Origin of the sequence: Streptomyces sp. NRRL WC-3618 (assembly GCF_001280005.1) — a bacterium.
GTDB lineage: Bacteria > Actinomycetota > Actinomycetes > Streptomycetales > Streptomycetaceae > Streptomyces.
On record NZ_LGDW01000142.1, the window covers coordinates 1 to 21996 of the forward strand.

At 66.1% G+C, this 21996-nt stretch carries 19 protein-coding genes and 3 pseudogenes; 12 read left to right on the forward strand and 10 right to left on the reverse strand.

Features of this window, described 5'->3' with window-relative positions; all coding sequences use genetic code 11:
* Window positions 1-135 precede the first annotated feature (135 nt).
* The 3 genes from ADL01_RS16065 (at window position 136) to ADL01_RS16075 (ending at window position 2980) form a co-directional block, all read left to right on the forward strand.
* Window positions 136-861, forward strand: coding sequence for a hypothetical protein (locus ADL01_RS16065; protein ID WP_053742678.1), 726 nt, complete (start codon window positions 136-138; stop codon window positions 859-861).
* Window positions 862-913: 52 nt separating this feature from the next.
* On the forward strand, window positions 914-1420 hold the full coding sequence (locus ADL01_RS16070) for a hypothetical protein (RefSeq protein ID WP_063783526.1): 507 nt from the start codon (window positions 914-916) through the stop codon (window positions 1418-1420).
* 219 nt (window positions 1421-1639) lie between these two features.
* The gene (locus ADL01_RS16075; RefSeq protein WP_053742680.1) at window positions 1640-2980 is read left to right on the forward strand and encodes a lipase family protein; all 1341 of its coding nucleotides are present in this window, start codon (window positions 1640-1642) and stop codon (window positions 2978-2980) included.
* A gap of 66 nt (window positions 2981-3046) precedes the next feature.
* On the opposite strand, the gene ADL01_RS44725 is transcribed toward ADL01_RS16075, so the two are convergent.
* The gene (locus ADL01_RS44725) at window positions 3047-3220 is read right to left on the reverse strand and encodes a hypothetical protein (RefSeq protein WP_159049541.1); all 174 of its coding nucleotides are present in this window, start codon (window positions 3218-3220) and stop codon (window positions 3047-3049) included.
* 278 nt (window positions 3221-3498) lie between these two features.
* On the opposite strand from ADL01_RS44725, the gene ADL01_RS16080 reads away from it, so the two are divergent.
* The 7 genes and pseudogenes from ADL01_RS16080 to ADL01_RS16095 all read left to right on the forward strand — a co-directional run bounded on the left by ADL01_RS16080 (window position 3499) and on the right by ADL01_RS16095 (window position 8900).
* Complete coding sequence (locus ADL01_RS16080) at window positions 3499-4104, forward strand: response regulator transcription factor (protein WP_053742681.1); 606 nt, start codon at window positions 3499-3501, stop codon at window positions 4102-4104.
* A 101-nt stretch (window positions 4105-4205) separates the two neighbouring features.
* Complete coding sequence (locus ADL01_RS46185) at window positions 4206-4454, forward strand: hypothetical protein (RefSeq protein WP_234354652.1); 249 nt, start codon at window positions 4206-4208, stop codon at window positions 4452-4454.
* A gap of 154 nt (window positions 4455-4608) precedes the next feature.
* Entirely contained in the window at window positions 4609-5004 is a 396-nt protein-coding gene (locus ADL01_RS16085) for a hypothetical protein (protein WP_053742682.1), read from the forward strand.
* Window positions 5005-5195: 191 nt separating this feature from the next.
* Window positions 5196-6210, forward strand: a pseudogene (locus ADL01_RS42010) (transposase); the annotation flags it as partial.
* 496 nt (window positions 6211-6706) lie between these two features.
* Window positions 6707-7375 (forward strand): IPT/TIG domain-containing protein, encoded by a 669-nt coding sequence (locus ADL01_RS47770; protein WP_078960552.1) that lies wholly within the window; start codon window positions 6707-6709, stop codon window positions 7373-7375.
* A gap of 363 nt (window positions 7376-7738) precedes the next feature.
* Window positions 7739-8217: pseudogene (locus ADL01_RS42020) on the forward strand (transposase); the annotation flags it as partial.
* Between the two features lie 83 nt (window positions 8218-8300).
* A complete protein-coding gene (locus ADL01_RS16095) occupies window positions 8301-8900 on the forward strand; it encodes a hypothetical protein (RefSeq protein WP_053742717.1) in 600 nt (199 codons plus the stop codon).
* Between the two features lie 97 nt (window positions 8901-8997).
* Here ADL01_RS16095 and ADL01_RS16100 read toward each other — a convergent pair.
* The 5 genes and pseudogenes from ADL01_RS16100 to ADL01_RS16115 all read right to left on the reverse strand — a co-directional run.
* Window positions 8998-9822: pseudogene (locus ADL01_RS16100) on the reverse strand (IS481 family transposase); the annotation flags it as partial.
* A gap of 358 nt (window positions 9823-10180) precedes the next feature.
* On the reverse strand, window positions 10181-11914 hold the full coding sequence (locus tag ADL01_RS42025) for an AIPR family protein (protein ID WP_234354653.1): 1734 nt from the start codon (window positions 11912-11914) through the stop codon (window positions 10181-10183).
* A gap of 772 nt (window positions 11915-12686) precedes the next feature.
* Window positions 12687-13382: a restriction endonuclease gene (locus ADL01_RS16105; protein ID WP_078960553.1), complete on the reverse strand. Its 696-nt coding sequence runs from the start codon at window positions 13380-13382 to the stop codon at window positions 12687-12689.
* Window positions 13383-13664: 282 nt separating this feature from the next.
* Entirely contained in the window at window positions 13665-14102 is a 438-nt protein-coding gene (locus ADL01_RS16110; RefSeq protein WP_053742684.1) for an ATP-binding protein, read from the reverse strand.
* A 191-nt stretch (window positions 14103-14293) separates the two neighbouring features.
* The gene (locus tag ADL01_RS16115) at window positions 14294-15034 is read right to left on the reverse strand and encodes a GntR family transcriptional regulator (RefSeq protein ID WP_053742685.1); all 741 of its coding nucleotides are present in this window, start codon (window positions 15032-15034) and stop codon (window positions 14294-14296) included.
* Window positions 15035-15114: 80 nt separating this feature from the next.
* Here ADL01_RS16115 and ADL01_RS16120 point away from each other — a divergent pair, with 80 nt between their 5' ends.
* Window positions 15115-16206, forward strand: coding sequence for a DUF1152 domain-containing protein (locus ADL01_RS16120; protein ID WP_078960554.1), 1092 nt, complete (start codon window positions 15115-15117; stop codon window positions 16204-16206).
* Window positions 16207-16276: 70 nt separating this feature from the next.
* Here ADL01_RS16120 and ADL01_RS16125 read toward each other — a convergent pair whose 3' ends face one another.
* Together ADL01_RS16125 and ADL01_RS16130 are read right to left on the reverse strand one after the other, a co-directional pair.
* The gene (locus tag ADL01_RS16125; protein ID WP_053742687.1) at window positions 16277-16720 is read right to left on the reverse strand and encodes a PIN domain-containing protein; all 444 of its coding nucleotides are present in this window, start codon (window positions 16718-16720) and stop codon (window positions 16277-16279) included.
* Window positions 16717-16989 carry a CopG family transcriptional regulator gene (locus ADL01_RS16130; RefSeq protein ID WP_053742688.1) on the reverse strand — a complete coding sequence of 91 codons (273 nt, stop codon included), beginning with the start codon at window positions 16987-16989 and terminating at the stop codon, window positions 16717-16719. The genes ADL01_RS16125 and ADL01_RS16130 overlap by 4 nt, the downstream gene beginning before the upstream one ends.
* A gap of 232 nt (window positions 16990-17221) precedes the next feature.
* Between ADL01_RS16130 and ADL01_RS16135 the strand changes: the two genes are divergently transcribed.
* Window positions 17222-18091, forward strand: coding sequence for a calcium-binding protein (locus ADL01_RS16135; RefSeq protein WP_053742689.1), 870 nt, complete (start codon window positions 17222-17224; stop codon window positions 18089-18091).
* 90 nt (window positions 18092-18181) lie between these two features.
* Here ADL01_RS16135 and ADL01_RS16140 read toward each other — a convergent pair whose 3' ends face one another.
* Window positions 18182-19939 (reverse strand): lysyl oxidase family protein, encoded by a 1758-nt coding sequence (locus tag ADL01_RS16140; RefSeq protein WP_053742690.1) that lies wholly within the window; start codon window positions 19937-19939, stop codon window positions 18182-18184.
* 202 nt (window positions 19940-20141) lie between these two features.
* On the reverse strand, window positions 20142-21887 hold the full coding sequence (locus ADL01_RS16145) for a sigma factor (protein WP_053742691.1): 1746 nt from the start codon (window positions 21885-21887) through the stop codon (window positions 20142-20144).
* Between the last annotated feature and the right edge of the window lie 109 nt (window positions 21888-21996).

Consider the following 21996-nt stretch of genomic DNA (forward strand, 5'->3'; position numbering starts at 1 on the left):
CCCCCACCCCAACCGCCGTACCGCACACCGCAGTACGAGGAGCCGCCGCCCCAAGTCCCGTACGAGCAACCGCAACCGCACCTTGACCCTCACCAGCTGCACGAGGAACTGCGCGACCACGAACGCGGAAACCCCATGCAACGCAGCTACCTGATGGCGAAGTTGCACAAATTCTCCGACGACGTACTGCTCCACGAACTGCGCTCCGACGAACTCCCCCCGGACTCGGTGGAGTTGCTCCTGGCCGAACTGGGCACCCACCAGCGCCGTATGAACCGCGCCCCGGAGATGCAACACGCGCTGTGCGCGCAGGTACTCGAACGGAACCTGTACCTGGCACCCCAGGGACGGACCGGGGAGGCAGTGTCGGGCACGGCCCTGGCGGGCCGGGCGGCGGACCTCTTCACCTGGGCGGTCGCCCCGCTGGCCCGGGACGGGCGCTATCTGCGCGACCTGCAAGAGCTGATGCACAGCATGAGCCGGGCCTCTCACCCCATCGGGAGCAACTGGCTCGAGCAGAGCATCCTCTCGCCGGCGAACGGCAAGGTCCCCGACCTGCCGCCACCGGTATGGCGACAACTCCTGCACGAGGCGCTGACCCGCGAGGACCAGAGAGCGACACCATCGCCTGCTTCCCCCTTGCCCTCGATGCCCTCGATGCATCCGATGCATCCGATGCCCTCGACAACCACGACGACGACCTCACCGATCTCGACGACCACGACGACCTCACTCATCGCACCCGAATCCTCGACCCCCGCGTCCCGCCTCTCCGAGCTGTCGAACAACGTGGGGTGCGTGGTCGGGGTGAGTCTCGCGGTGATCGTCGTACTCATCGCGATCGTGCTGATGGTGATGTGAGGGAACTACGCTGACCGTCGTTTTCACAACAGCGACGGACGGGGACCAGCACATGCCCAGCAGGAAACGCCTGATGGTGGCCGGTATATCGATGATTCTCATGGCCACCCTCGGGGCATGCGGGGGCGGTGGCGGTGGCGGGAACCCCACCGCCGTGGGGAGCGGCGGCGGCGACCGGAGCGCGCCGGATCCGACGCCGACCACGGACACGGTCACCGGAGTCCGCGAAGCCGTCCGCCACATCACCCGGAAGACGGCCAGGGCCACGCGCCCGCACCTGATCCAGAAGTGCAAGACCACCAAGAGCCCGAAGGGGCCCAAGGGGTCGAAGGGATCCAAGAGCACTCGCAAGTGTTCGAGCGTCCACAAGGGCACCGAGACGTACACCCGGGTGGTCCGTCAGGAACGCTGGTGCGTGAGCCTGAACGACGTGAACGGCGACACCGCCAAGGACGCCGTCTGGTACGAGGTCACGCACGCGACCTACACGCAGATCACCGCCGCGAACCGCCTCGCCAAGGTGAAGTTCACGCCGGAGGCCACCGGTTGCGGCCAGTGACGCCCCGCTCCCTCGACCAGACGGCGAGTCAAGTTACTCAACCGTAATCTTCCGGCTGCTACCCGAAGTAACCGACCGGTAGGTACGGTCCAGGCGAACCACTTCAGTGAGCCGAACCGCGCAGTACGTCGAACCGCGCACCAAGGAGAGGCCGTGTCCCGGCCTCTCCCTGGTTCCTTGGCTTCCTGTCCCCTCCCCCCACTTCTCAGGAGGTTCGCCATGCCCGCACGCAGACGGCTCCTGGCCGCAGCGCTCACCGCTGCGACTTGTCTGGGCGCTCAGGTTCTCTCGTATACGACAGCCACGGCGGCGGACACGTCGTCGACGCGGACGGTCGTGTCCCGAGGTGTGGAGATCCCGGCGTTCTACACGCCACCGGCCACTCTCCCCACCGCCGACGGCGCGCTGATCCGTACCGAACCACTCCCCCTCGCCATCTCCCTCCCCACCCTCCACGGCCCCCTGCCCGGCCGGGCGACCCGCCTGATGTACAAGTCCACGGACTCGAACGGCACCCCGGTCGCGGTCACCGGCGCGTACATCGAACCGACGGCGACCTGGAGGGGCGGCGGCCCGCGCCCGCTGGTGGCGGTGGCCCCCGGCACGATGGGCCAGGGCGACCAGTGCGCGGCTTCCATGGGCCTGGAGCACCCTCTGAACCTCAACGGCCGCACCGTCTCGGTCGGCTACGAGGACATCGCGATCTACCGCCTCCTGGCGACCGGCGCCGCGGTCGTCGTCACGGACTACGCCGGCCTCGGAGCGACGGACCGCCTCCACACGTACGTCAACCGCCTCGACGAGGCCCACGCCGTACTGGACGCGGTACGCGCCGCCCGCTCCCTCCCCGGCACCTCGGTCACGCCGGCTTCCCGGGTGGGCCTGTTCGGCTACAGCCAGGGCGGCGGAGCAACGGCGGCGGCAGCGGAACTCCAGCCCTCCTACGCCCCCGACATCAGCCTCGCGGGCACCTACTCGGGGGCCCCGCCGGCCGACCTGACCGAGGTCACGAAGGCGATCGACGGCAGTGAACTGACGGGCGCGCTGGCCTGGTCGCTCAACGGCTTCCTCCAGTCCGACCCCACCCTGAGGCCGATGGCGGAGGCCCACCTGAACGCGGCGGGGAAAGCGGCCCTGACCGACCTGTCGACGATGTGCGTGGGCGACGCGCTGTTCGGCTACGGCTACACCAAGAGCACGAAGTGGACGACGGACGGCGAGTCCCTGGCCGACATCATCGAGTCCACCCCGGCCTTCCGGACCTTCCTGAACGGCCAGCGCATCGGCAACCTCACACCGTCGGGCCCGATCCGCATAGCAACGGGCGTCAGCGACAACCTGGTTCCGCACGGACAGGCCCGCCGCCTGGCCAAGGACTGGTGCGAAAAGGGCGCGGACGTCACGTACAGACCGGTGATCCTCCCGAACGTGATCAGCCCCCTCCTCAACCACTTCACCCCACTCCTCACAGACCAGGGCACCGCGGTGACCTGGCTGACGGACCGCCTGTCGGGCAAGCCGGCGAGATCGAACTGCGGGAGCTTGGGGATCCTGCCGTGAGTGGGTCGGGTGAGTGACTGCCGTAGGCAGAGACAGCGAGGCTGACCGGGGGCTGTGCCCCACCGGTCAGCCTCGCTGTCGCCGCCATGACGGATCACGTCCCGCAAGCCCCCACGCCCGCTCGAACAGGGACGCATCGGCCGACACGGCGACCTCGGGCCCGTACACGCCATACCGCCTGGCGATCTCAGCCTTGCCTGCGATGTCCTCGTGCAGCGCTGCGGCGAGTTCGTCGTCCACGTCGACCTTCTGCCCGGTGGCAACAGCAAGGTCCCACCCAAGTCGCGCCCGACAAGGCCCACCCCGACTGAAGCGGAAGCGAGAATCTCAGCCCACGGACCGGCCGCACGAATGGCCGCCCCGAAGTGCCTGGCCGACCTGGGCTGCTTAGCGTCGTCCTGCACACACCCGTGCAGACGCACCGCGTCGAGCTTCTGCCCCCGAATACCGGGCGGCAGGCATCTTGCCGAACGGCATGGTCCGGCAGCGAAGCGTGTCCATCAAGAGCGGAGATGCCGATGAGCGAGTGCGCCGAACTCGTGCACATCGCGGTCATCGGGGACTGCCCCGTCTTCCGGCACGGCATCTCGCAACTGATCGGCACCGCTCCCGACATCCACCTGGTCGCGGCCGTGCCGTCGATCGAGAGCGCGGACGGCAGCCTACGCGGCGCGGAGGTCGTCCTGATGGACCTCCAGCAGTCCGCCCCAAGACTCGCGGCGACGGTGACGAAGCTGCGGAGAAAGGGCCATGCCGTCCTCGTCGTGTCGTCCTCACCGCAGCTCGACGCGGTTCAGGTGATCCAGGCGGGCGCGAGCGGCTATCTGAGCCGACAGGTCGGGGGAGAGGAACTCCTTGCGGCGATCAGAGCCGTGGGCGCGGGCGACGGTTACGTGTCCGCGCCGGCCAGCCATCTGGTCGGACGATCCCCCCGTTTCACGGACCGGGAGCAGGAAATCCTGTGCCTTCTCGCCAATGGATCGAAGGACCATGAAATCGCCGCCGCATTGGGAATCAGTAAGCACACCGTCCAGTCGCACCTTGACCGGATCGGCGAGAAAACGGGCTCTCGACGCCGTCCCGACCTGACCCGAATCGCCATCGAAAACGGTCTCACCAGCTGAAACAGGATCCGCCGTGGGTAGTTCTGCCCCGCAGTCCGTGGGTAAAATCCCCGCATTTCACGGATCGCGATCGAGAGGTTCTACGGCTTCTCGCCACCGGCGTGACCGACCACGAGATTGCCCGCCAGCTTCGTATCAGCAAGCATACGGTCCCATTCGCACCTCGATCGAATCGCGGAGAAAACGGGGACCCGGCGCAGATTCGACCTGACACGCCTGGCAATCGATCACGGACTCACCGGCAGGGCGTAGACCTGCACCGGCGCACCGTTTCGTGGGTAGTTCTGCCCCTCGACCCATGGGTAGCCGTTCCCCTTGACCTCCACGCGTCAAAGCCGGACGTTAGGTGAAGGAAGTTCACATCACCGCCACAGTCAGAACAGCGAAAACGGCATTCGTCCCGTGGCACGTCGAGCGGTGATGGCCAACGGGGATACCCAGAGATTTCAACCGCTTCCCATTTCAGCCGCGTTCGCAGCGCGAGCCGACAATCTAGGAGAAGCCATGCGCAAGCGCATCACCATTCTCGCCATCGCAGCGGTGCTGCCCCTGACGGGTGTGGCTACCCTCGCGGCGACAGGCACGGCAGGAGCCGATCCGGCGAAGGCGAAGGTCACGGTCCAGGGCAGCGTCGATGAGTGCGACAACGGGAACCCCCCCGAGAAGGTACTCATCACGGCGCCAGGCGTGACACCCAAGGACGACGATGACCCGGACATGCCAAACACGGGCAAGTACTCGATCACCCTCACGGATGTCCCCAAGAACAAGGGCAAGGGCGTAAAGGCCCTCGCTACCGTGACCTGCGAGGGGGGCGGCACGTATTCGAAGACCTTCACACTCAAGCGCCCGCCCGGCACTACGACGGTTCAGGGGCCCGTGAATCTCGAGTCGCCGTAGGGCAACCTCTGCTCGTACGGCTCGGCCGGGTCTCGCGCTGCGTGAGACCCGGCCGGCCATGTGTTCCTAGCCTCGCGCTTTCACGAGGTGGGCTGTCCAAGAGCTGATCAGAAACACGGAAAGTGCCCTTGACCTGCAACGATAGGACTGCTGAGGGTCCTGTTGGCTGCAAGGAGAAGAGCACTTTCCAGGTGAGAGAGCCTATCTCGTCGTATCCACATGTCCGTGTCCAGGGAGACGGTCGGCAGGTGCTCTCGCAGGCCCGTGCGGTCCTGCTGCTGGAGACGGTCCGCAAGACGGGCCTTGACCAGGCGATATCCGCAGCTCTGGCTCCGTGGCGCAAACCGCGGGCCGTCCACGATCCCGGCAGGATCCTCCTGGACGTCGCCATGGCAGTCGCACTGGGCGGTGACTGCCTCGCGGACGTCGCCATGCTGCGGTGTGAGCCGGCCATCTTCGGCCCGGTCGCCTCCGACCCGACCGTCTCCCGCCTGATCGACACCCTCGCCGCATCCGGCGAGAAAGCCCTGCAGGCCGTCCGCTCCGCACGCTCCGAAGTCCGTCATCGCGCCTGGTCGTTGGCGGGCGAGAACGCCCCGGACGCCGACGGTCAGGTCACCGTCGACCTCGACGGCGTCCTCGTGATCGCCCACTCCGACAAGCAGGACGCGGCCGCGACCTGGAAGAAGACCTACACGTACTGAAGGTCCCCGCCCCGGCTTGGACCCCGGCCGTCGAGACCGACGGTGAGGCCCGGGACGGGGCCTGGGTCGCCGAGCTCACCGGCAAGCTCCTGGACGCCTGGCCCAAGGGCATGCGGCTCACGTGCTTCGCGACCAACACCACCGGCCGGCCGATCGCCGAGCTCGAACTCCGTCACCGGCTCCGGGCACGGGCCGAGGACCGGATCCGCAACGCCCGGGCCACCGGCCCACGCAACCTGCCCCCGCACGACACCGCCCAGAACCGGGTCTGGACGGAGATCGTCCAGATCGCGCTCGACCTGCTGACCTGGATGCCCATGCTCGCCCTGACCGGCCGGGCAAGGCTCTGGGAACCGCGTCGCCTGGGTTCCGCCTGTTCTCCGCAGCCGGCCAGCTCGTCACCACCGGTCGGCGCAGGATTCTCCGCCTCGCCCGGCACTGGCCCTGGACCGACGAGATCACCGCCGCCCTTGAACGGCTCGCGCTCCTGCCCGACCCCGGCCGACCAGCAACCCACCGCCCCTGCGACAGCATCACCCGCCCCGGGCAGTGGAGCCCGGCGCCCACCCGACACGACAGCCGGGCCACCAGCCCGCCCGGCATCAGCTCCGGAAAGCAAAAGGGTCCACCGACTCCGTCAGCGGACCCTCAAGAAAGATCGAGGCTAAGATCTTGGCCCCAGCATCGTGCTTTAACGGGCAGGTCCACAGACTGACCGACGCCATCAGCTTACGGGGCCAAGATCACTCGACCCAAAGCAGCTCCAGCCCAAAGCCGCTGCACCGACCTCTGCGCAGCAAGCCCTGACTGGACGGACTCGAATTGGTGACCTAGTCTATAAGTAATTCGAGAAGCATCACCCGGCCACTCCATTGGGAGCGGATCTTAACTGTGGATCTTCTTCTTTTCCCGGGGGAGAGCTTCGCTAATTTCGTTGCCGTCACTGCCTAACGCCTGTCGATTCACTAAAAGAAAGTGAACGAGAGAGAGGCAATGCGATGAAAGAAAAGTCGATTGTATTCGCCGCCCTGGCAACCACAATAGGCCTTATAGCCCTCCTTTTCCCAGCCGGGGCCGTCGCCGCTGGGGAGGCAATCAGTGTCAGCCCAGCAACTGGACCCGCCGGCTCTGCGGTTACCATCTCAGGCACAGGGTGGGAGGAGCACGGTTCACGGGAACTTTCTGTGTCAATCACCATGGACGGGACGCCGGTAGCCACTGCTCACCCAAGCAAGTCAGGCACTTTCCGAGTGCACGCAACGGTCCCTAAATCAGCGTCAGGAACAGTCAAAATATCGGCCATCATTGGGAATGGTGGTGCAGCTTACGCCACCTTTAAGGTGGGAGCGAAGAGAGCTGGATGCCCGACGAATACTCAGATAGCCTCCATCCCGGGAGCTGGGTCGGTTGGCTCAAAGTTTCTGCAAAAGGGAAGCGGATGGCTCCCCGGAGGCGTCGTGCACGTCGTCCTTCCCCATGGGTCAAAGGCTCTCTTTCTGAGCATCTCGGGTGGGGCAGCCCGCGTGGGTAGCGGCGGAGGCTGGCAGAAAGTGGTGACAGTAGGCAAGGGCACTCCCCACGGTCACTACACCTACACCGCTACAGAGAGCGCGCCTAAGTGCCCCTCTGGAAAGATCACGAAGACAGGATCTTTCACTGTGCGGTGACTTGAAGCAGTAGACGGTTCCGGTCCGATCCAGAACACGGAACCGGGACCGTCTACGCACTGGGCTGAGGTGCAGCGGCGGATCCGCAGGGCAGTGCACCAGCGCCCTGCGGGCCGTCCACAGTTAATTAAAAGGGCGCTCAACGATGACCAGCGTCGACAACACCCACGGCTCAGCAGCACGTCAGTGCGTTGATCGACGACGAGGCGGCTACCGCAGGTCCCGGCCGCCGGTGGTCAGTTTTGGCTGTGCCGTGTGAGCGGCCATTGAAGAGCTGAGTGGCCAGCCGGCAGTTCCTTCTCGCATGGAGGCTCGGCCCGCTCGCCGGAACACTGCTGCAGCGCGGCTGAGGCCGGTGGGCACCAAAGATGCTGGGTTCACAAAACAGCCAACTGCCTCGACAGCCTCCCAAAGTCGGCCCAACTCGCAGCCAAGAAGGCCATCCAGGACATCTACAACGCCGAGGACCGCGAGCACGCGGCAGCCGCGGTCAAGGCGTTCGCCAGGCAGTACGGCGCGAAGTTCCCCAAGGCCGTCAAGAAGATCACCGATGACGAGGCCGAGCTGCTGGCGTTCTACGACTTCCCCGCCGAGCACTGGATCCACCTGCGCACCACGAACCCCATATCGAGTCGACCTTCGCAACCGTCCGGCTGCGGACCAAGGTCACCAAAGGGGCTGGCTCCCGAGCCGCTGCCCTGGCCACGGTCTTCAAGCTCGTCGAGTCCGCCCAGACCCGCTGGCGATCAGTGAACGCACCCCAACTCGTCGCTCTCGTCCGAGCCGGAGCCCGCTTCGAACGCGGCCACCTCGTCGAACGCCCCGAAGTCCACGCGGCCTGAACCGGCATACCTCCCAGAAAAATGCTCAGACCCCGTGCGGGCATGTCATGGGAAGATCCGCTGAACCGCAGGGGGTGGAGTGCATGGGGCTTGACTACAGCTACGAGATCTTTACGCCTGCTCGGAACGTCACCGGCGCACTGGTCGAGCTCGCCGCGCTGGCGCCGCGCACCGATCGAGTGCCGCCGCTTACCCTCACCTTGCCCGGCGGTGACCAGGTCGTTGTCCCGTTCACCTCCAACTTCAAGAGCGAGCCGGTCGATTGCTCCACAGGCAGCACGCTTGAACTCGACACCTCCATCATGTTCGGCGTCGACGACGCGGTGCGCGAGTACGTCGACACCGTCCACGACCCGGAACCCGACGAGCTCGGGAGAGTTGCGATCGGGTACGTCTATCTCACGGTCCGGTTCGCGTCCTGGCTGCACCCCCACTACGCGTCGCTGGAGTTCACCGCAGCTACGACAGGGATGAGCCGGATGTTCGAGCGGTCCGCAAGCGTCAGAGCAGTGTTCACCGACCTCACTGTCGCCAGCGGCGGAGTGTGCTGCGCGCTCGATACCGAGAGCGACACCTTGCAAATATGCTGGCTGAACGGTCAGCCGATCCAGGAGATAGTTCCCGGCCCGTGCTTCGCGAGCTACCGTGACCTCGTGGCAACTTGGCCAGGCCAAGACCGGTGACGAATCCAGAGCCCCCCGTTCGGAGCGTAGCGAGCCGTCAGCTCGGGCACAGGGGCCAGCCCAACTGGACTTGATCCACAGGCCTTGACGATTCCTCTGCCTGGACCGCCCCGATGCTCTCGAACGCCCCGCAGTCGTCAAGGGGTTCACGCCGCAGCGTCTGATGGAACCGCTCGACCTTGCCCGTCGTGGTCGGCGACGCCAGCTGGGTCAGCCGGTGTGCAATCCCGTTCTCCCGGCAGATCCGGTCGAACAACACCTCACCGCCCTGCCCGAACCGGTCGGTGAACTGCTTCCCGTTTTCCGTCAGCACCTCTTCCGGCATCCCGAACCTCTGCAAGGCCCCAGCGAACGCCGAGCACACCGCCCGCCCGGTCGCCCGCTCGACCACCGACGCGATCACGCAGTACCGGGAATGGTCATCCACCCCGGTCACGACCTTGGCCTCAGATAACTCCCCGGTCACCGGGTCGACGAGCATCACCCCGCCGACGATGTCCATCTGCCACAGCTGCATCGGCCGATCCCGCTGCCAACGCCTGTAATCCGACCGCTTCCGCCGCCGCACCCCCGGCTCCACCAGCCCATGCCGCACCAGGATCCGATACACCGTCATCCGCGACGGCACCGGCGCCACCGCCCCGGACCGCTCCAGCACATGAGCGATCCGCCGCGGACCCCACCGAGGATGCTTACGCCGCAGCTCACACACGGCCGCCTCCACCTCGCCAGACACCTGATGCGGACACGACGCCGGCCTACGCGAACGGTCCGCCAGCCCGGCCAGACCGGAGGCCTCATACCGGGACCTCCACCCGCTGACCGTCTGCCGGGACACACCAGCCGACACGGCGACCTCCGTCACCGTCGCACCCGCCAGCACCGCCAGAACAGCCCGGTATCTCTGCTCGACAACCGACAACTCCACCAGAGCCAATCCCGGCCTCCCGCCACACGCCGACAACGCGCACAGCAAAGCCGATCACGGCCACCGTCAACCATCAGCTGGGATCGAAGTGTCAAGCATCTCCCGGGACCGGACAAGCCCCAGCAGACCGACTGAGTTACAACTTTCTCTACTGGTTCAAGTGTGGCTCGCTCCGCTCCCCGCGCGCGGCACGGCCCCCGGCCGGGCCTGCGCTCCTGCCTCCGTCCCGCTCCAGCCCGGCCGGCACCCGCGCCGCGGTCACAGCAATCAGCCGCCACGGTACCGAGAAAGGTCAACGCTGCTCAGTCGAAGCCGAGGCCGATAGCTGCTCCCCTGGCAGCTCGGGAGGAAATCATCGGTCAATCCTGAAACGCCGCATCGCAATAGTCGCTTGACGCAACCTAACTGTGAAGTCCTGACTGCGGGCCACTTTGTCGATGCCCTGAGCTCTGTTCCCTCTGAGCGTCGCACGGTATTCGCGATCGAGGAGATTCGTCATTGCCCCCAGAAGGGCATCCGTCAGATGCTCGGTTCTCACATTTAGAAGATCTCTTTGAGTAGGCCTCCTCAAACGTGTCAGAGTAAATGAACCCATGTACGCAAGATGATATCGCCAGTTTTCTGCGGTATCGCCTAGTAGCGGGCGATCTTCGGTGTAGTCAGCAAGAAATTCGCCGACCCGTACATGTACATCAAGTACCAACTTGAAGAGGTCGATATCATTGTCAGTAGAGAAGACTTTATAGTAGTGCGAGTCATCCAATAGCAGTGTTTCCGAGTACTTAAGCGCGGTGTGAGGTTCCCCTACAATGAGTGCTGTATATTCTCGGGCAAGTCGCGACATGGAGACAACTTGTTCAAGAGGGAATCCCAAATTCTTGTAGTAATTCGCCCGACGCTCGTAGTAGTAGCCGTCTCGTGCCAGCGACTCCTCAATGTCTTTCTGGATCTTTTCGGTGGCACGCAGGGCGCCTGGTGGGAGCTGTGTTTGGCTATTGGTCGCACGGATGATCACATCCCTTGCCCGCCCGGAAGCCGGCGGGACCATGACCCTTACGAGGACCGATCGATCGTTATGTTGCCCACTATTCTGGAAATGATTGAAAATTTCATGGCTCGTCTGCAGACCATTAACGATCTGAGGATCCCTGATTACGATCTTCTTTCCAGCGATCCTGACTTCCTCGGCAACGATGGTCACGCCATTGTTGAACCACCAGAAGTCTTCGCGATGACTGGACTTTAGAGTCTCCTCAATAGCAGTGTTTACCGACGTCCGTCCCGCATAATCCCTGACGTTCGACTCGAACAATTCGAGACGCAATGCCCCATTGCCTGAAGTGATGAATTTGTAATATTCATCTAGACGCACCAGACAGACGTAACCTTCGCCGAGTGCAGTACCCATAGGTGTCTCTGTAAACACCATTTCAGATACAACCACGGCGCCGCGAGCCGACAACGCTCTAAGTTCTGCAGCGCCCAGATACTCGACGCCGCATTGTGTTTCGGATGCAACCTTCGCCAACTCGCGAGCGAGCCTGTTCCCTTTCGCCCGAACGTTAGGGTGTGGCTGCTCTGCGGATCGAGTGGCGTAAATTACCCTGATTGACACATTCGGAAAAGAGGAGGCGAGCGCCTCTAGGACATTGAGGAATCGGCCGGTGCGGTCCAAAAGTTTTGCATTGGTCGATTCGGATAACTCTTGGATATTGCGATCCATGTCCAGCAGCAAGGGCAAGTGGTAATGCAACTTCTCGAAAGCAGTCTCTTGATATCCAGGAGATGTTTTTGCCTGTAGGATTACTAGCTCGATCTTGTTGGCTCGAACGGTTACGTGCCGCTCGATATTCGCTGAAACATAGCGATCGTCGACAAAAACCCAAAGGCCGTCAATGCCGCAGTCGTGAGACCCATCAACGATGCCATCTCTGAGCTCATCAATATCCAGATCTAGGTCCTGCAGGGCTGTACTCGCCGCAAAATAATTGAAGAAATCGTCCATCTTCTGGTTTGGCGCAAGTCGGTTCCGTTGATCTTCAAGGATGCGGTCGAGCAGGCGTTGATCATTGCTCTTCACGGCCATCTGCAGAGCCCCCCACGTGATCTCTCTGACTACGCAAGCTTCCATTCTGGCGATGAGGCACACCTGCCGCAAGACACCTGGGCAGAGTTCGACGCCCACCAAGGTTCGAACTGTTGAGCACATCCAGTACTGCTGAATTTCGGTCTGTGGATCGCAGCGACCAAACATCACCTCCGCGCCGACCTCTACGCCGGAGACAGCACTGCGGCGGCCCAGACCGAGGACAACCGCCCCTTCGTCCGATTCTCCAGTTGAGAGCCCTTGGAGGTGAGCAGTTCCAGGTTGTCCACGGGCCTGCCGCCGTGGCTTGCTCCGGTCGACGGCCTCGGTAGCGTGACTGAGGCCAGTGGGGGGCAGCGAGGCATACGCGTGCGTGGTCAGTCGGCGTACCCGCCGCCGTGGCTGGCTGTCGTCGGCTGAGCTTCAAGCGGCCCGCATGGAAGCTGTCCGTAGGGAGGCGCCTACCCGTCTCAAGGAGACGGCCAGCGCCGACGTACTGACCTCCACGGCTTTAGCCGCGTCAGTTTCCGTCTCATTCAGCCCCGTTCACGGCCGTTCAGGCGAGACCACAAGTCGGCTGCGATCCACGAGCCAGCCGCCCATGAACTCAGGTGAACGACCCTGTACACGGCCCGGCGAGGCACCACCACAGTTGGAAAGCGTGTTGGCGGACCCGTCTCTCGAAGTCAACACACAGCACAGATAAAGCCGTTGCCCCGCGACGTACACGCGTCCAACCGTCACCTCACCGCACCCATCCTCCAATGGCCGGTCAAGACAGGGCAGTGGGCCGACGCGGCGGAGGAATACGATCCAGCAGATCCCACAACGGACGGGAACCGGCAGCCCATTCGCCCAGCGTGCGGCGGTCGACGAGGTGGATGCCGTGTTCCTTGCCCCACGGAATGGCCTTCGACGTGAAGCGGCCGTTGGTGAGGACGACGGCGATGTCCGCCCCGTGGATCTGTCGTGCGGTGCCGTTGACCTGTTGGAGTACGCCGACCCCGACCGCCGCACCGCGCTCCCCGTCCCGGCGGTGCTTGCACTGGATGGCCCAGACGCGACCGGAGGGGTCGACAGCCCGGACGTCGCACGCGTTGTCGCCGGCGCCACCGAGTTGCTCGGCCTGGCAGCCATCCCTGCGCATCAGGTCCCGTACGGCGAACTCGAAGGCCCGGTGGTCCAGTTCGTCGAGCTGGGCGATCCGCAGCCGTAGAGCCTGGGCCCGCACACGCTCCCACTCGGCTCGCTGCCGTTTTTGCTGGAGCCAGAGGCCGCCGCCGACGGCGCCGATCAGTGCTGCGAGGACGAGGATCCACCAGTGCGCAAGGAGCCACTGCACGGCGGCGACCACGACCGTGACGCCGATAACCGCAGCCGCCAGCAGCGCAACCCCCTCGCCCTGCCTTCTGGAACGGCGGACCGGACGTCGCCGCCCCGTACGCCGCACCGGCCGGCGACGGCTCATCGGGCCCCGCCACACTGCACCAGAGCGCTGGCCCCAGGACCGCCTGCGACCGTGACCCAACGGCCCGATCCGGAACCGGAGGGGGCACGTGCCCCCTCCGCCACACGGCCGCGAACGTACCCGTTCCCCTGTATCAGCATCAATGAACTCCCCCTCTGTCCAACGCTGTTGGCGCGCTCCGGGCGCAAACCACGGCACAGCCGCGCACCAACGACAGTAAGTCAGATGGTGATCACGGGAAGTATCGCGTTTTCGGACAAGGTGCCTGCCAAAAGCACCTGCCTACGCGGGCCAGGCATCGGCGACCACGAACGACACCACCGTCCCGCCGAGGCAACTGGGCCCGGAGCTCCACGAGTCGGCGATGGCGTCGACCAGGAGCAATCCGCGTCCGTGTGCGTCGGCGGCATCCGGGCGACGCATCCGCACGCTCGCAGGGAACCCGGGGTTGTGCACCTCGATGCGGAGTGAGGTCCCGTCACGGAACCACTCCACTCGTACGAGCCACGTCTCGTCCGACCGCCCGTAGACGATGGCGTTGGTCACCAGCTCCGAGATCATCAGCGCACAGTCGTCGACCGAACAGGCTGGGTTGTACGGGGTGATGAACTTCCGAAACCAACGCCGGGCCCGAGGTACGGACTCCGCGACGGGGTGCAGGGTCATCGCCCCGAGTCGCGGTGACTCCTCGGAGGGGAAGCGGTCGATCGTATAGGCCATCCGCGCTCACTCCTTGCCGCTGCCTTCGCAGTCGAGGCAGCGCCGTCTCGATGCGGCACGGGCACGGCGGTCGCCGATCTGTCGCCATGCCCTTCACTAAGTGGCCTTAGCCACTTAGTGGATAGTGGCATTGGCCACTTGACCGGCGCAAGCCGTTCAGCACGACTGCCGATCCGTTCGAACGGGAGATGTCAGGTGAGCGGATATCCCTGTTCGAACGCCCAGCGATGCGGGGGATAGGTGGCTTCGGCAAACTCCAACGGCCGGTCCTGGAGGTCGAAGACGACATGATTTACGATCAACACCGCCGACCCCGGCTCCAGTTGAAGGTCGGCTGCTTCATCAGCCGTGGCGCTCCGCGCACACATCCGGTCCTCGGCGTAACTGCCCTGCCGTCCGGTCATCTTCTCGACGTACATCAATGTGCCCTCCTGGATCCGTTCAGGATCGAGGAGCTTGGGCGCGCGTTGACCAACATCCGGCGCGAACCATGACGTGGACAGAGTGATGGGGCCGGCCTGGTCGTTGGTGACCCGTCGCCGGTGCACCGCCCGGCGGTCCTTGAGCAGGCCCAACGCCTCGACAACATGATCCGGCGCGTCGAGCCAGCCGGTCGACGTGATCACCGCGTACTCGCCGGGCGTGTAGATCTTGCCGGTCTGCCGGGCCCGCCCATACAACTCCCGGGCCCGTCGGTTGACTTCGAGATTCCGGACGTACGTCCCTGATCCCTGCCGCTTCTCGACGAGCCCTTGATGACTCAGCGCCTCCAACGACCGCGCCGCCGTCGGCCGGGACACCTTCCAGTCCGCCGCCAACTGCCGTTCCGAGGGGACCTCGTCCCCGGCCCGCAGGTCACCCCGAAGGATCTGATCGCGGATGAAGTGCGCGATCTGGAGGTACTTCGGTTGCGTCTCCTCGATCTGAGGCATCCACCCTCCCGGTCCAAGTGGCTAAAGCCTCTAGCCACTATAGAGTGAACGACCAGCACCCCACCCCGTACGCTGATTCCATGACGAGGTTGATCGTCGCAGCAGGCGGAGGAGGAGACGCAGTCGCCGCCGCCATGCTGGACGCCGCCCTCTACAGCGCCGGCCCGGATCACGAGACGGTGATCCTCACATACGCGTGGGACCGCCTCCTGATCGACCCGGTGCCGGGCCCAAGAGGGCCGGACAACTTCACCGGCCTCGAACAGATCACCCCGGCGGTGTGGGCGGTACCGGCGAAGGCCCGCCCGATCGCCCCGGCGGGGTCCACGCTCCCCCGCCTCGCGGCAGAACTCCCGCACACGTTCGCACTGATCGATCCTCACCACGGCGTCGAGGGCGTCACCCGCCAACTCGAAGAACTCGTCGTCCACTTGGAGCCGACATCTATCGACCTCCTGGACGTAGGCGGCGACATCCTCGCCCGAGGCGACGAACCGACGCTGCAGAGCCCACTCGCCGACGCCCTGACGCTCGCCGCCTGCTGCCAGGTGAACGCACCCATCCGGCTCCTGGTCGCAGGTCCTGGCCTGGACGGCGAGCTCCCGCTCGACGACCTGCACGGCATGCTCGGCCCACTCGTCCACACCTTCACGACGACGGACGTGGAACCGGTCGCCTCGGTCCTGGAGTGGCACCCGTCCGAGGCGACCGGGATGCTCGCGGCGACAGCCCGAGGCGTACGAGGGACATGCGAAGTGCGGGACGCCGGCTTCCCTGTTGCCCTCGCCGCCGAAGGCCCGACCGTCCACGAAGTCGACCTGGACGAGGCCCTGAACCGTAACCGACTCGCCCGCGCGATCCAGGCGACCGTGAGCCTGGACGAGGTCGAGGCATGCTGTCGCGAAGTCTGCGGCTCCTCGGAGATCGACTACGAGCGGGAGAAGGCCGCTCGATTGAAGGACCAGCCGGCCGGGAAACTCGATCCTGGCACCGTGCTGGCCCAGCTCGCCGAGTTCGAGGATGAGGCACGGAGCCGCGGAGTCACCCACACGACGTTCCGGCACATCACTGAGGCACTGAATCTTCACGGCTCGCAGCGTGGCGATCTGCGCCAACTGCTCATCGGTCGCAGCCCGGAGCAGTACACAGCGCCTTTGTGGCGGATCGCGTGAGCGACGGCCGCAACTTCCGGGGCCACTCGGGCGACTGAAGCACCAGGCCGAGCACGCACCCGGCCGACGCTCAGAGCGGAAGGTCGTCCGGCAGTACCCGGAACGCCTTGTGGTGGCTCAACGGGCGTACGGCGCGGAAGTCGCGGCGGTCGAGGGTGAGGATCGCGTCGGTGTCGTAGTCGGAGGCGAGTGCCACGTTCACCGCGTCGGCCAGGTCCAGGTCCAGCGCGCCGTATCTGACACGGACGGACTGGGCCGTGCCCAAGTGGGCCTCCGTGATCTCCGGCATGACGACGCGGCCTCTGCTCATCCAGCGCCGGATGTCGTCGACCGCGCTCACGGCGGCCTCGCGCCCGAGTTCGCGCGTGGCCACATGGTCGAGCTCGGCCAGCAGGAGTGGCGACATGACCAGGAGTCCCGCGGCCAGGATCGCCTCGTTCGCCGCACCGTGCTCGGGGTGGGTCGCGTCCAGCGCGGCCAGCAGGCCGGAGGTGTCAGCGATGACGATGATCACGTGGCGCTTCCCGAACGCGGACCGGCGTCCGTCTCCCCGCGCACCGCGTCGGCGACCGTGTCGCGGACCTCGGCCTTGGACGGCGTACGGCCCGACCCGTCAAAGGTCCGCGAGAACAGGGGCTCGTCCCAGACGCGGTTCGCCATGGCCGCGAGGTGAATCCCCTGGCGGATGATCTCGGCCTCGCTTATCCCACGACGCTTGGCGGCCTCTTTGATGATCGCCAGGTCTTCGGGGTCGGCGTAGACGTTCGTGCGCTTCATGGACATGTACCAAGAGTAGTTCATGTACCAGATTGATGTATATCGGGGGTTTGGTTGCGGGAAGCCGGGAAGCCGCTCCCCCCGAACATCACCTCCAGCCGCCTTCCCCCGGCTGCCCGAATGCTTGGCCGTCCGCTTGGGTCGGCCGCTACAACCCGGGGTGTGCCTCGGTCGTCTCACATGGCGTCACTGAATTCTGATTCAGTCTCAAGTACCCATGTGAACCCGGAGGTTACGCATGCCCTCTTCCCCCACCGGCCGTCGGACGACCCGTCGCTCATCGGCATCCGCACTGGCGCTGACGCTGGCCCTCGGCGCCGGACTGACCGTCGTTCCGCTCATGCTGGGCGCCGGTACCGCCGGGGCCGCGGCTGCGTCCGCCAAGGCTGAAGTCAGCTTCAACGACCGGGAGTTCAGCTACACGGCCGCTGCCGGCCAGACCAACAAGCTGACCGTCACCGAGTCCGACGTCAACGACACGGACATCACCTTCGTGGTCGACGACGTCGTTCCGATCAGTGTCGGGCGCGGGTGTGTCTACCCCAGCGCCGCCGACCACACGAAGGTCCAGTGCACCGTTGTCACCGTGGACAGCCAGAGCCCGTACCAGATCCTGGTGATGGACCTCCGTGACGGCAACGATGTCGTCGACTTCACCAACAACACCGACCAGGCCTACTACGAGAACTCGATCGACCTCGGCCTCGGCAAGGACAAGTTGACCGACCGGGGCAGCGTCGACGCCAACTTCGTGGACGGTGGGGCGGGCGACGACACCCTCACCGTGGGCCACGCGTCGTTCGCGCGCGGCGGTGACGGCAACGACACCATCACCTCGCTCGGCGGCTTCGTCGAGGGCGGCAAGGGCAACGACGTGATCCGCGGCGGCGCCGAGGACGAGAACCTGAGCGGTGACGACGGCAACGACACGATCTACGGCGGGGCCGGCCACGACCACATCTACGGCGGCAAGGGCAACGACGTCCTGCACGGCGAAGCCGGTATCGACCAGATCTGGGGCAACAGCGGCAACGACAAGCTGTACGGCGGCGCCGGCAACGACATCCTCTCGGGTGGCCCGGGCACCAACGTCGTACGCCAGGACTGAGCCGGCCGCTGGGCGGCGCACGTGCGAGAGGCCCCGGATTTCTCCGGGGCCTCTCGTGTCAGGACCGAACTGGTCGGACGTAAAGGATGGTTAGTTCACGTCGATCAGGCCGTGCGCCGGTACCTTCACGGTCCGCGCGCCGTCCGTGCCGCCGAGGATCACCTTGCGGAGGGCGACGTTGTTGTTCAGGTTGGACTCCTGGAGGCGCTTCTCCGGGTTGGCGATGACCTGGATGTAGTACGTGCCGTTCGGGAGGCCGGTGATGTCGAAGGACTGGCCCGGACGGTACTGGGTGTACGTGTCGCCGGAGCCGACGTCCAGGACCTCGCGGACCGAGAGGGCGGTCTTCTCACCGCAGGCGGTCGACAGGTCGGTGTTGTAGGGGTGCCAGTTGGCGTTCTTCACCGTGTAGTCGATCGCGTCGGTGTTGGCCAGGCAGAACGCCTCCTTGCCGCTGCGCACTTCCTTCGTCTTGTCGGCGCTCAGGAGGCGGTAGCTCGCGAAGTCGGTGAAGTGCCAGTGCTCGTGGCCGATCCGCGGGTCCCACTCCATGGTGCCCGTCGGCGCGTAGCCGACCTGCTTGCCGTGCGCGTCGTAGAAGTACTGGTAGGCGTCCATCAGGTCCTTGCCCCGCTGACGGAAACCGTCGACGACCAGCGGAGCCGGGCCGGCGTTCCAGACGTTCGCGCTGAACGCCAGGTAGTCCTTGCCGGCTACGTCCCCGTCCTCGCCGTCCGTGACGGCGATGTCCCACGCCGGCAGTGAACGCAGGTCCGGCTTGGGCACGTTGGCCGGTACGCCCGCCCTGCCCGTGGGCCGGTGGGCGGCGGCCTTCAGCGCGGGCGCGACGCGCGAACCGTCGGTCTGGCCCGGACCGTCACCCAGGTGGTGCGCCATGCCCCGGTCGACGAACGCGTTGGGGAAGGCCGGCATGGTGGGCATGTCCGCGCCGCGCGAACCGTGGTGGTGCGACATGGGCATGGGCATGGAGGAGTGCTGGGCGCCGTGTCCGCCACCGTGGTGGGCGGAGGATCGCGCACTCAGGCCGACACCGCCGCTCCCGCCGCCGCCTTCGCCGTCCGGGCTCGGCGGCAGCACCGTCATCTTGATGACCGGCTGGTCGTTCGGGATGCCGAACAGGTCGCGGTACTTCTTCCCGACCGACACCTTGGCCGTGTACTCACCCGCCGGCAGAATCACCGGCTTGCTGTAGTCGATCGAGCTGGCGTTGGACGCCCAGCCCTTCTCGATGCCCCAGACCCCGCCCAGCGTGAACGGGTTGCCGGAGCAGCTCTCCGGGAAGTGCGAGGTCGACGGGCCGTCCGGGCGAATACGTCCGGAGGCGTTGTTCGGGCAGAACGTGCCGCTGTTCTTCGCGACCTCCTGCCCGGCCGCGTTTCTGAACGACACGTTCAGGAAGCCGGGCAGGCCCGCGAAGTCCTTCACCATGCCGGCGGGCAGCTTCTTGACCTCTGCCTTGCCGCCCTTGCGGATGATCTGCTCGGCGACCACCGGGTCGTTGTACGACTTCCGGGTCACCTTGAACTCGAGCGGTACGTCGTCCACGCTGACGTACGTGCCGAGGTCCACGTAGACGCCGGGATCCCCCTCGTAGAGCTGCGTCGTCACGGAGTCCGTCGCGGCTACGAGCCTGAGCTTCGGCTTCGTGGGCGCGGCGCCCGAAGCCGCCCCCGGCGCCGCTGCGGCCACCGACACCACGACGGCCAGTGCGGCCCCCGCGGCGAGTGCCGAATGCTTCAGGCGCTTTTTGCCGCGCTCACGCTCACTGTCGGTCTTACTGCTGGCACTGCTGGGACTGCTGGGACTGCTGTGCTGCTGAGTGGTCATCGGTTCCTCGTCTGTCTGCCGACGCCATGGTCAAGTGGCGCCGGACCGGACACAGCCCACGACCGGCCGACCTACGAACGAGCGCACCCCACGCGCCCAAGCCATGTCTGTGAGCAACCTGTGAGACAGGTGAAGCGGCCTCCAGGTTGCTCGGCGAGGAGAAATTCGACCGAACGCGGCCCGACCTACCGCCAGTTCAGCTTCAGCAATGCCCGGGGCCAGGAACGGGGATCTCGATGACAGGGGGCTCGTCGACAACGGGCGGCTCGTCGGCCGGGGGCTCGTCGACAGCGGGAGGCTCGACGGCAGGGGGCTCGTCAACAGGGCCGGGATCCACGGGAGTTGGAGTGACCGGCTCCGGGACGGGGGCAGGTTCGGGGTCGGGGGCGGGTTCCGGGGACGGCATCTGGGCCGGCTCCGGGTCGGGGACGGGCACCTCCACCGGAGGCACCACCACGGGCGGCGGCTCCACGGGCGGCACAGCAACCGGCGGTATCTCCACCGGCGGTGGCTCCTCCACCGGCGGCAGCACCACCGGCGGCACGGGCACCGGCGGCACCTCCACGGGCGGTATCTCCACCGGCGGCGGCTCCTCCACCGGAGGCACCGGCGGCACCGACGCCCCCGGCTTCTCCGGCTTCTCCGGCACCACAGGCCCCCCAGGCTTGTGGCTCACCGGCGGTCCCGGCTTCCCGACCGGAGGCTCAGGCACCGTAGGCGCGGGCTTCACCGGCGCACCGGGCGCGGGCGAAACCGTCGTACCGGAACCGGCACCGGCACCACTACCGCCACCGCCACCACTGCCCGGGGTAAACGCACCCCCCGCAACAACCCCACCCACCCAACCGCCCCGCACATCCCTCGCCACCCGCTCCGGCGCCGCCATTACCGGCAAGGGCGACGCCGGCCCGTTCGCCGGAGCCCCCTTCAGCGGTACAGGCGAAGCCACCGGTGCCGGTGCCAGCGGCTTGTCCGCGAGGGGGGTTCGGGGGCGTTCCCGCAGGTGAACCTGGGGAGAGGTGAGCGCGAGGGTGACCGCGACGGCCGCCGCCGCGGCGCCCGCGCTCATCGCCAGCGTCTTGGACACCTTCGAGCCACCGGCCCCGACATGACGCAGCGCGCGTACGGCGTGCGTCGCGTGCAGTACGCCACCGGCGTGACCGGCCGCCGCGAGCGACAGCAGGTACTTCCCCGTGCCGCCCACCACGAGCACCAGCAGCGCCGGGCCGACCAGCGCGGGCAGGCGGTCGTTCGTGCGCATCAGCACAGCGAGTCGGTGGCGGCAGTCGTCGCAGGTGTCCGCGTGGGCGAGCAGCTGGTCGGACTGGCGGCGGGTCGCGGTGCCGCGTACGTACGCGGGCATGCGGACCCAGTACGGCTCGCACGCCGTGTTGTCCGGGCGGCCGGGCTGTTCGCGCAGGAAGGCCTGGCGCATGCCCTCGCGGGCGCGGTGGAGGAGTACGGCGGTGGCGCCATCCTTGGTACCGGTGCCGATCTGGGGGCCTATCGCCGCCAGGGGCTGGCCCTCCGCCTCGGCGAGCCACAGTGCCTTGACCCAGCGGTCGGGGAGCTGGCCCAGCACCCGTACCAACAGGTCGACCGAGGAGACCTGTTCGGCGGGGTCGTCGACGTGCCGCCCCTGGGAGACGACCCGTTCCGGCCTGCTCGGAGGGTCCTGCGGATCCTGCGGGGTCTCGCGCGCCGCGTTGCTGCCCACGGTGGCCGCCAGATGCCGGACCGTCGTCATCAGGTACGCGGGCACGTTGTCGATCTCGTGCCCCGCCGACAGGCGTCGCCACACACGGAAGTGCGCCTCGGCGACAAGGTCCTCGGCGGCCCAGCTGCTCTTGGTGAGCGAACGCGCGAACGCGACGAGACGCGGCTGCTGTTCTGCGTAGATGCGGGCGTACGCGTCGGTCGCGGTGGCGGCGGCAGTGTTGTCAATCATGGGCAGGAACGCTCCAGTTACCTGCGGATGAGGTATCGCAGATGAGTTTGGATGGGTAGATGACAAAAAAACTTCGCGAATTACAGAAAGTGGCACGCGTCACATGAAG

Coding starts and splice junctions, on each gene's coding strand:
- ADL01_RS16065 (WP_053742678.1), top strand. CDS start 136: ATGCAACGCAGCTACCTGATGGCGAAGTTGCACAAATTCTCCGACGAC.
- ADL01_RS16070 (WP_063783526.1), top strand. CDS start 914: ATGCCCAGCAGGAAACGCCTGATGGTGGCCGGTATATCGATGATTCTC.
- ADL01_RS16075 (WP_053742680.1), top strand. CDS start 1,640: ATGCCCGCACGCAGACGGCTCCTGGCCGCAGCGCTCACCGCTGCGACT.
- ADL01_RS16080 (WP_053742681.1), top strand. CDS start 3,499: ATGAGCGAGTGCGCCGAACTCGTGCACATCGCGGTCATCGGGGACTGC.
- ADL01_RS16085 (WP_053742682.1), top strand. CDS start 4,609: ATGCGCAAGCGCATCACCATTCTCGCCATCGCAGCGGTGCTGCCCCTG.
- ADL01_RS47770 (WP_078960552.1), top strand. CDS start 6,707: ATGAAAGAAAAGTCGATTGTATTCGCCGCCCTGGCAACCACAATAGGC.
- ADL01_RS16095 (WP_053742717.1), top strand. CDS start 8,301: ATGGGGCTTGACTACAGCTACGAGATCTTTACGCCTGCTCGGAACGTC.
- ADL01_RS42025 (WP_234354653.1), bottom strand. CDS start 11,914: ATGGCCGTGAAGAGCAATGATCAACGCCTGCTCGACCGCATCCTTGAA.
- ADL01_RS16105 (WP_078960553.1), bottom strand. CDS start 13,382: ATGAGCCGTCGCCGGCCGGTGCGGCGTACGGGGCGGCGACGTCCGGTC.
- ADL01_RS16110 (WP_053742684.1), bottom strand. CDS start 14,102: ATGGCCTATACGATCGACCGCTTCCCCTCCGAGGAGTCACCGCGACTC.
- ADL01_RS16115 (WP_053742685.1), bottom strand. CDS start 15,034: ATGCCTCAGATCGAGGAGACGCAACCGAAGTACCTCCAGATCGCGCAC.
- ADL01_RS16120 (WP_078960554.1), top strand. CDS start 15,115: ATGACGAGGTTGATCGTCGCAGCAGGCGGAGGAGGAGACGCAGTCGCC.
- ADL01_RS16130 (WP_053742688.1), bottom strand. CDS start 16,989: ATGTCCATGAAGCGCACGAACGTCTACGCCGACCCCGAAGACCTGGCG.
- ADL01_RS16135 (WP_053742689.1), top strand. CDS start 17,222: ATGCCCTCTTCCCCCACCGGCCGTCGGACGACCCGTCGCTCATCGGCA.
- ADL01_RS16140 (WP_053742690.1), bottom strand. CDS start 19,939: ATGACCACTCAGCAGCACAGCAGTCCCAGCAGTCCCAGCAGTGCCAGC.
- ADL01_RS16145 (WP_053742691.1), bottom strand. CDS start 21,887: ATGATTGACAACACTGCCGCCGCCACCGCGACCGACGCGTACGCCCGC.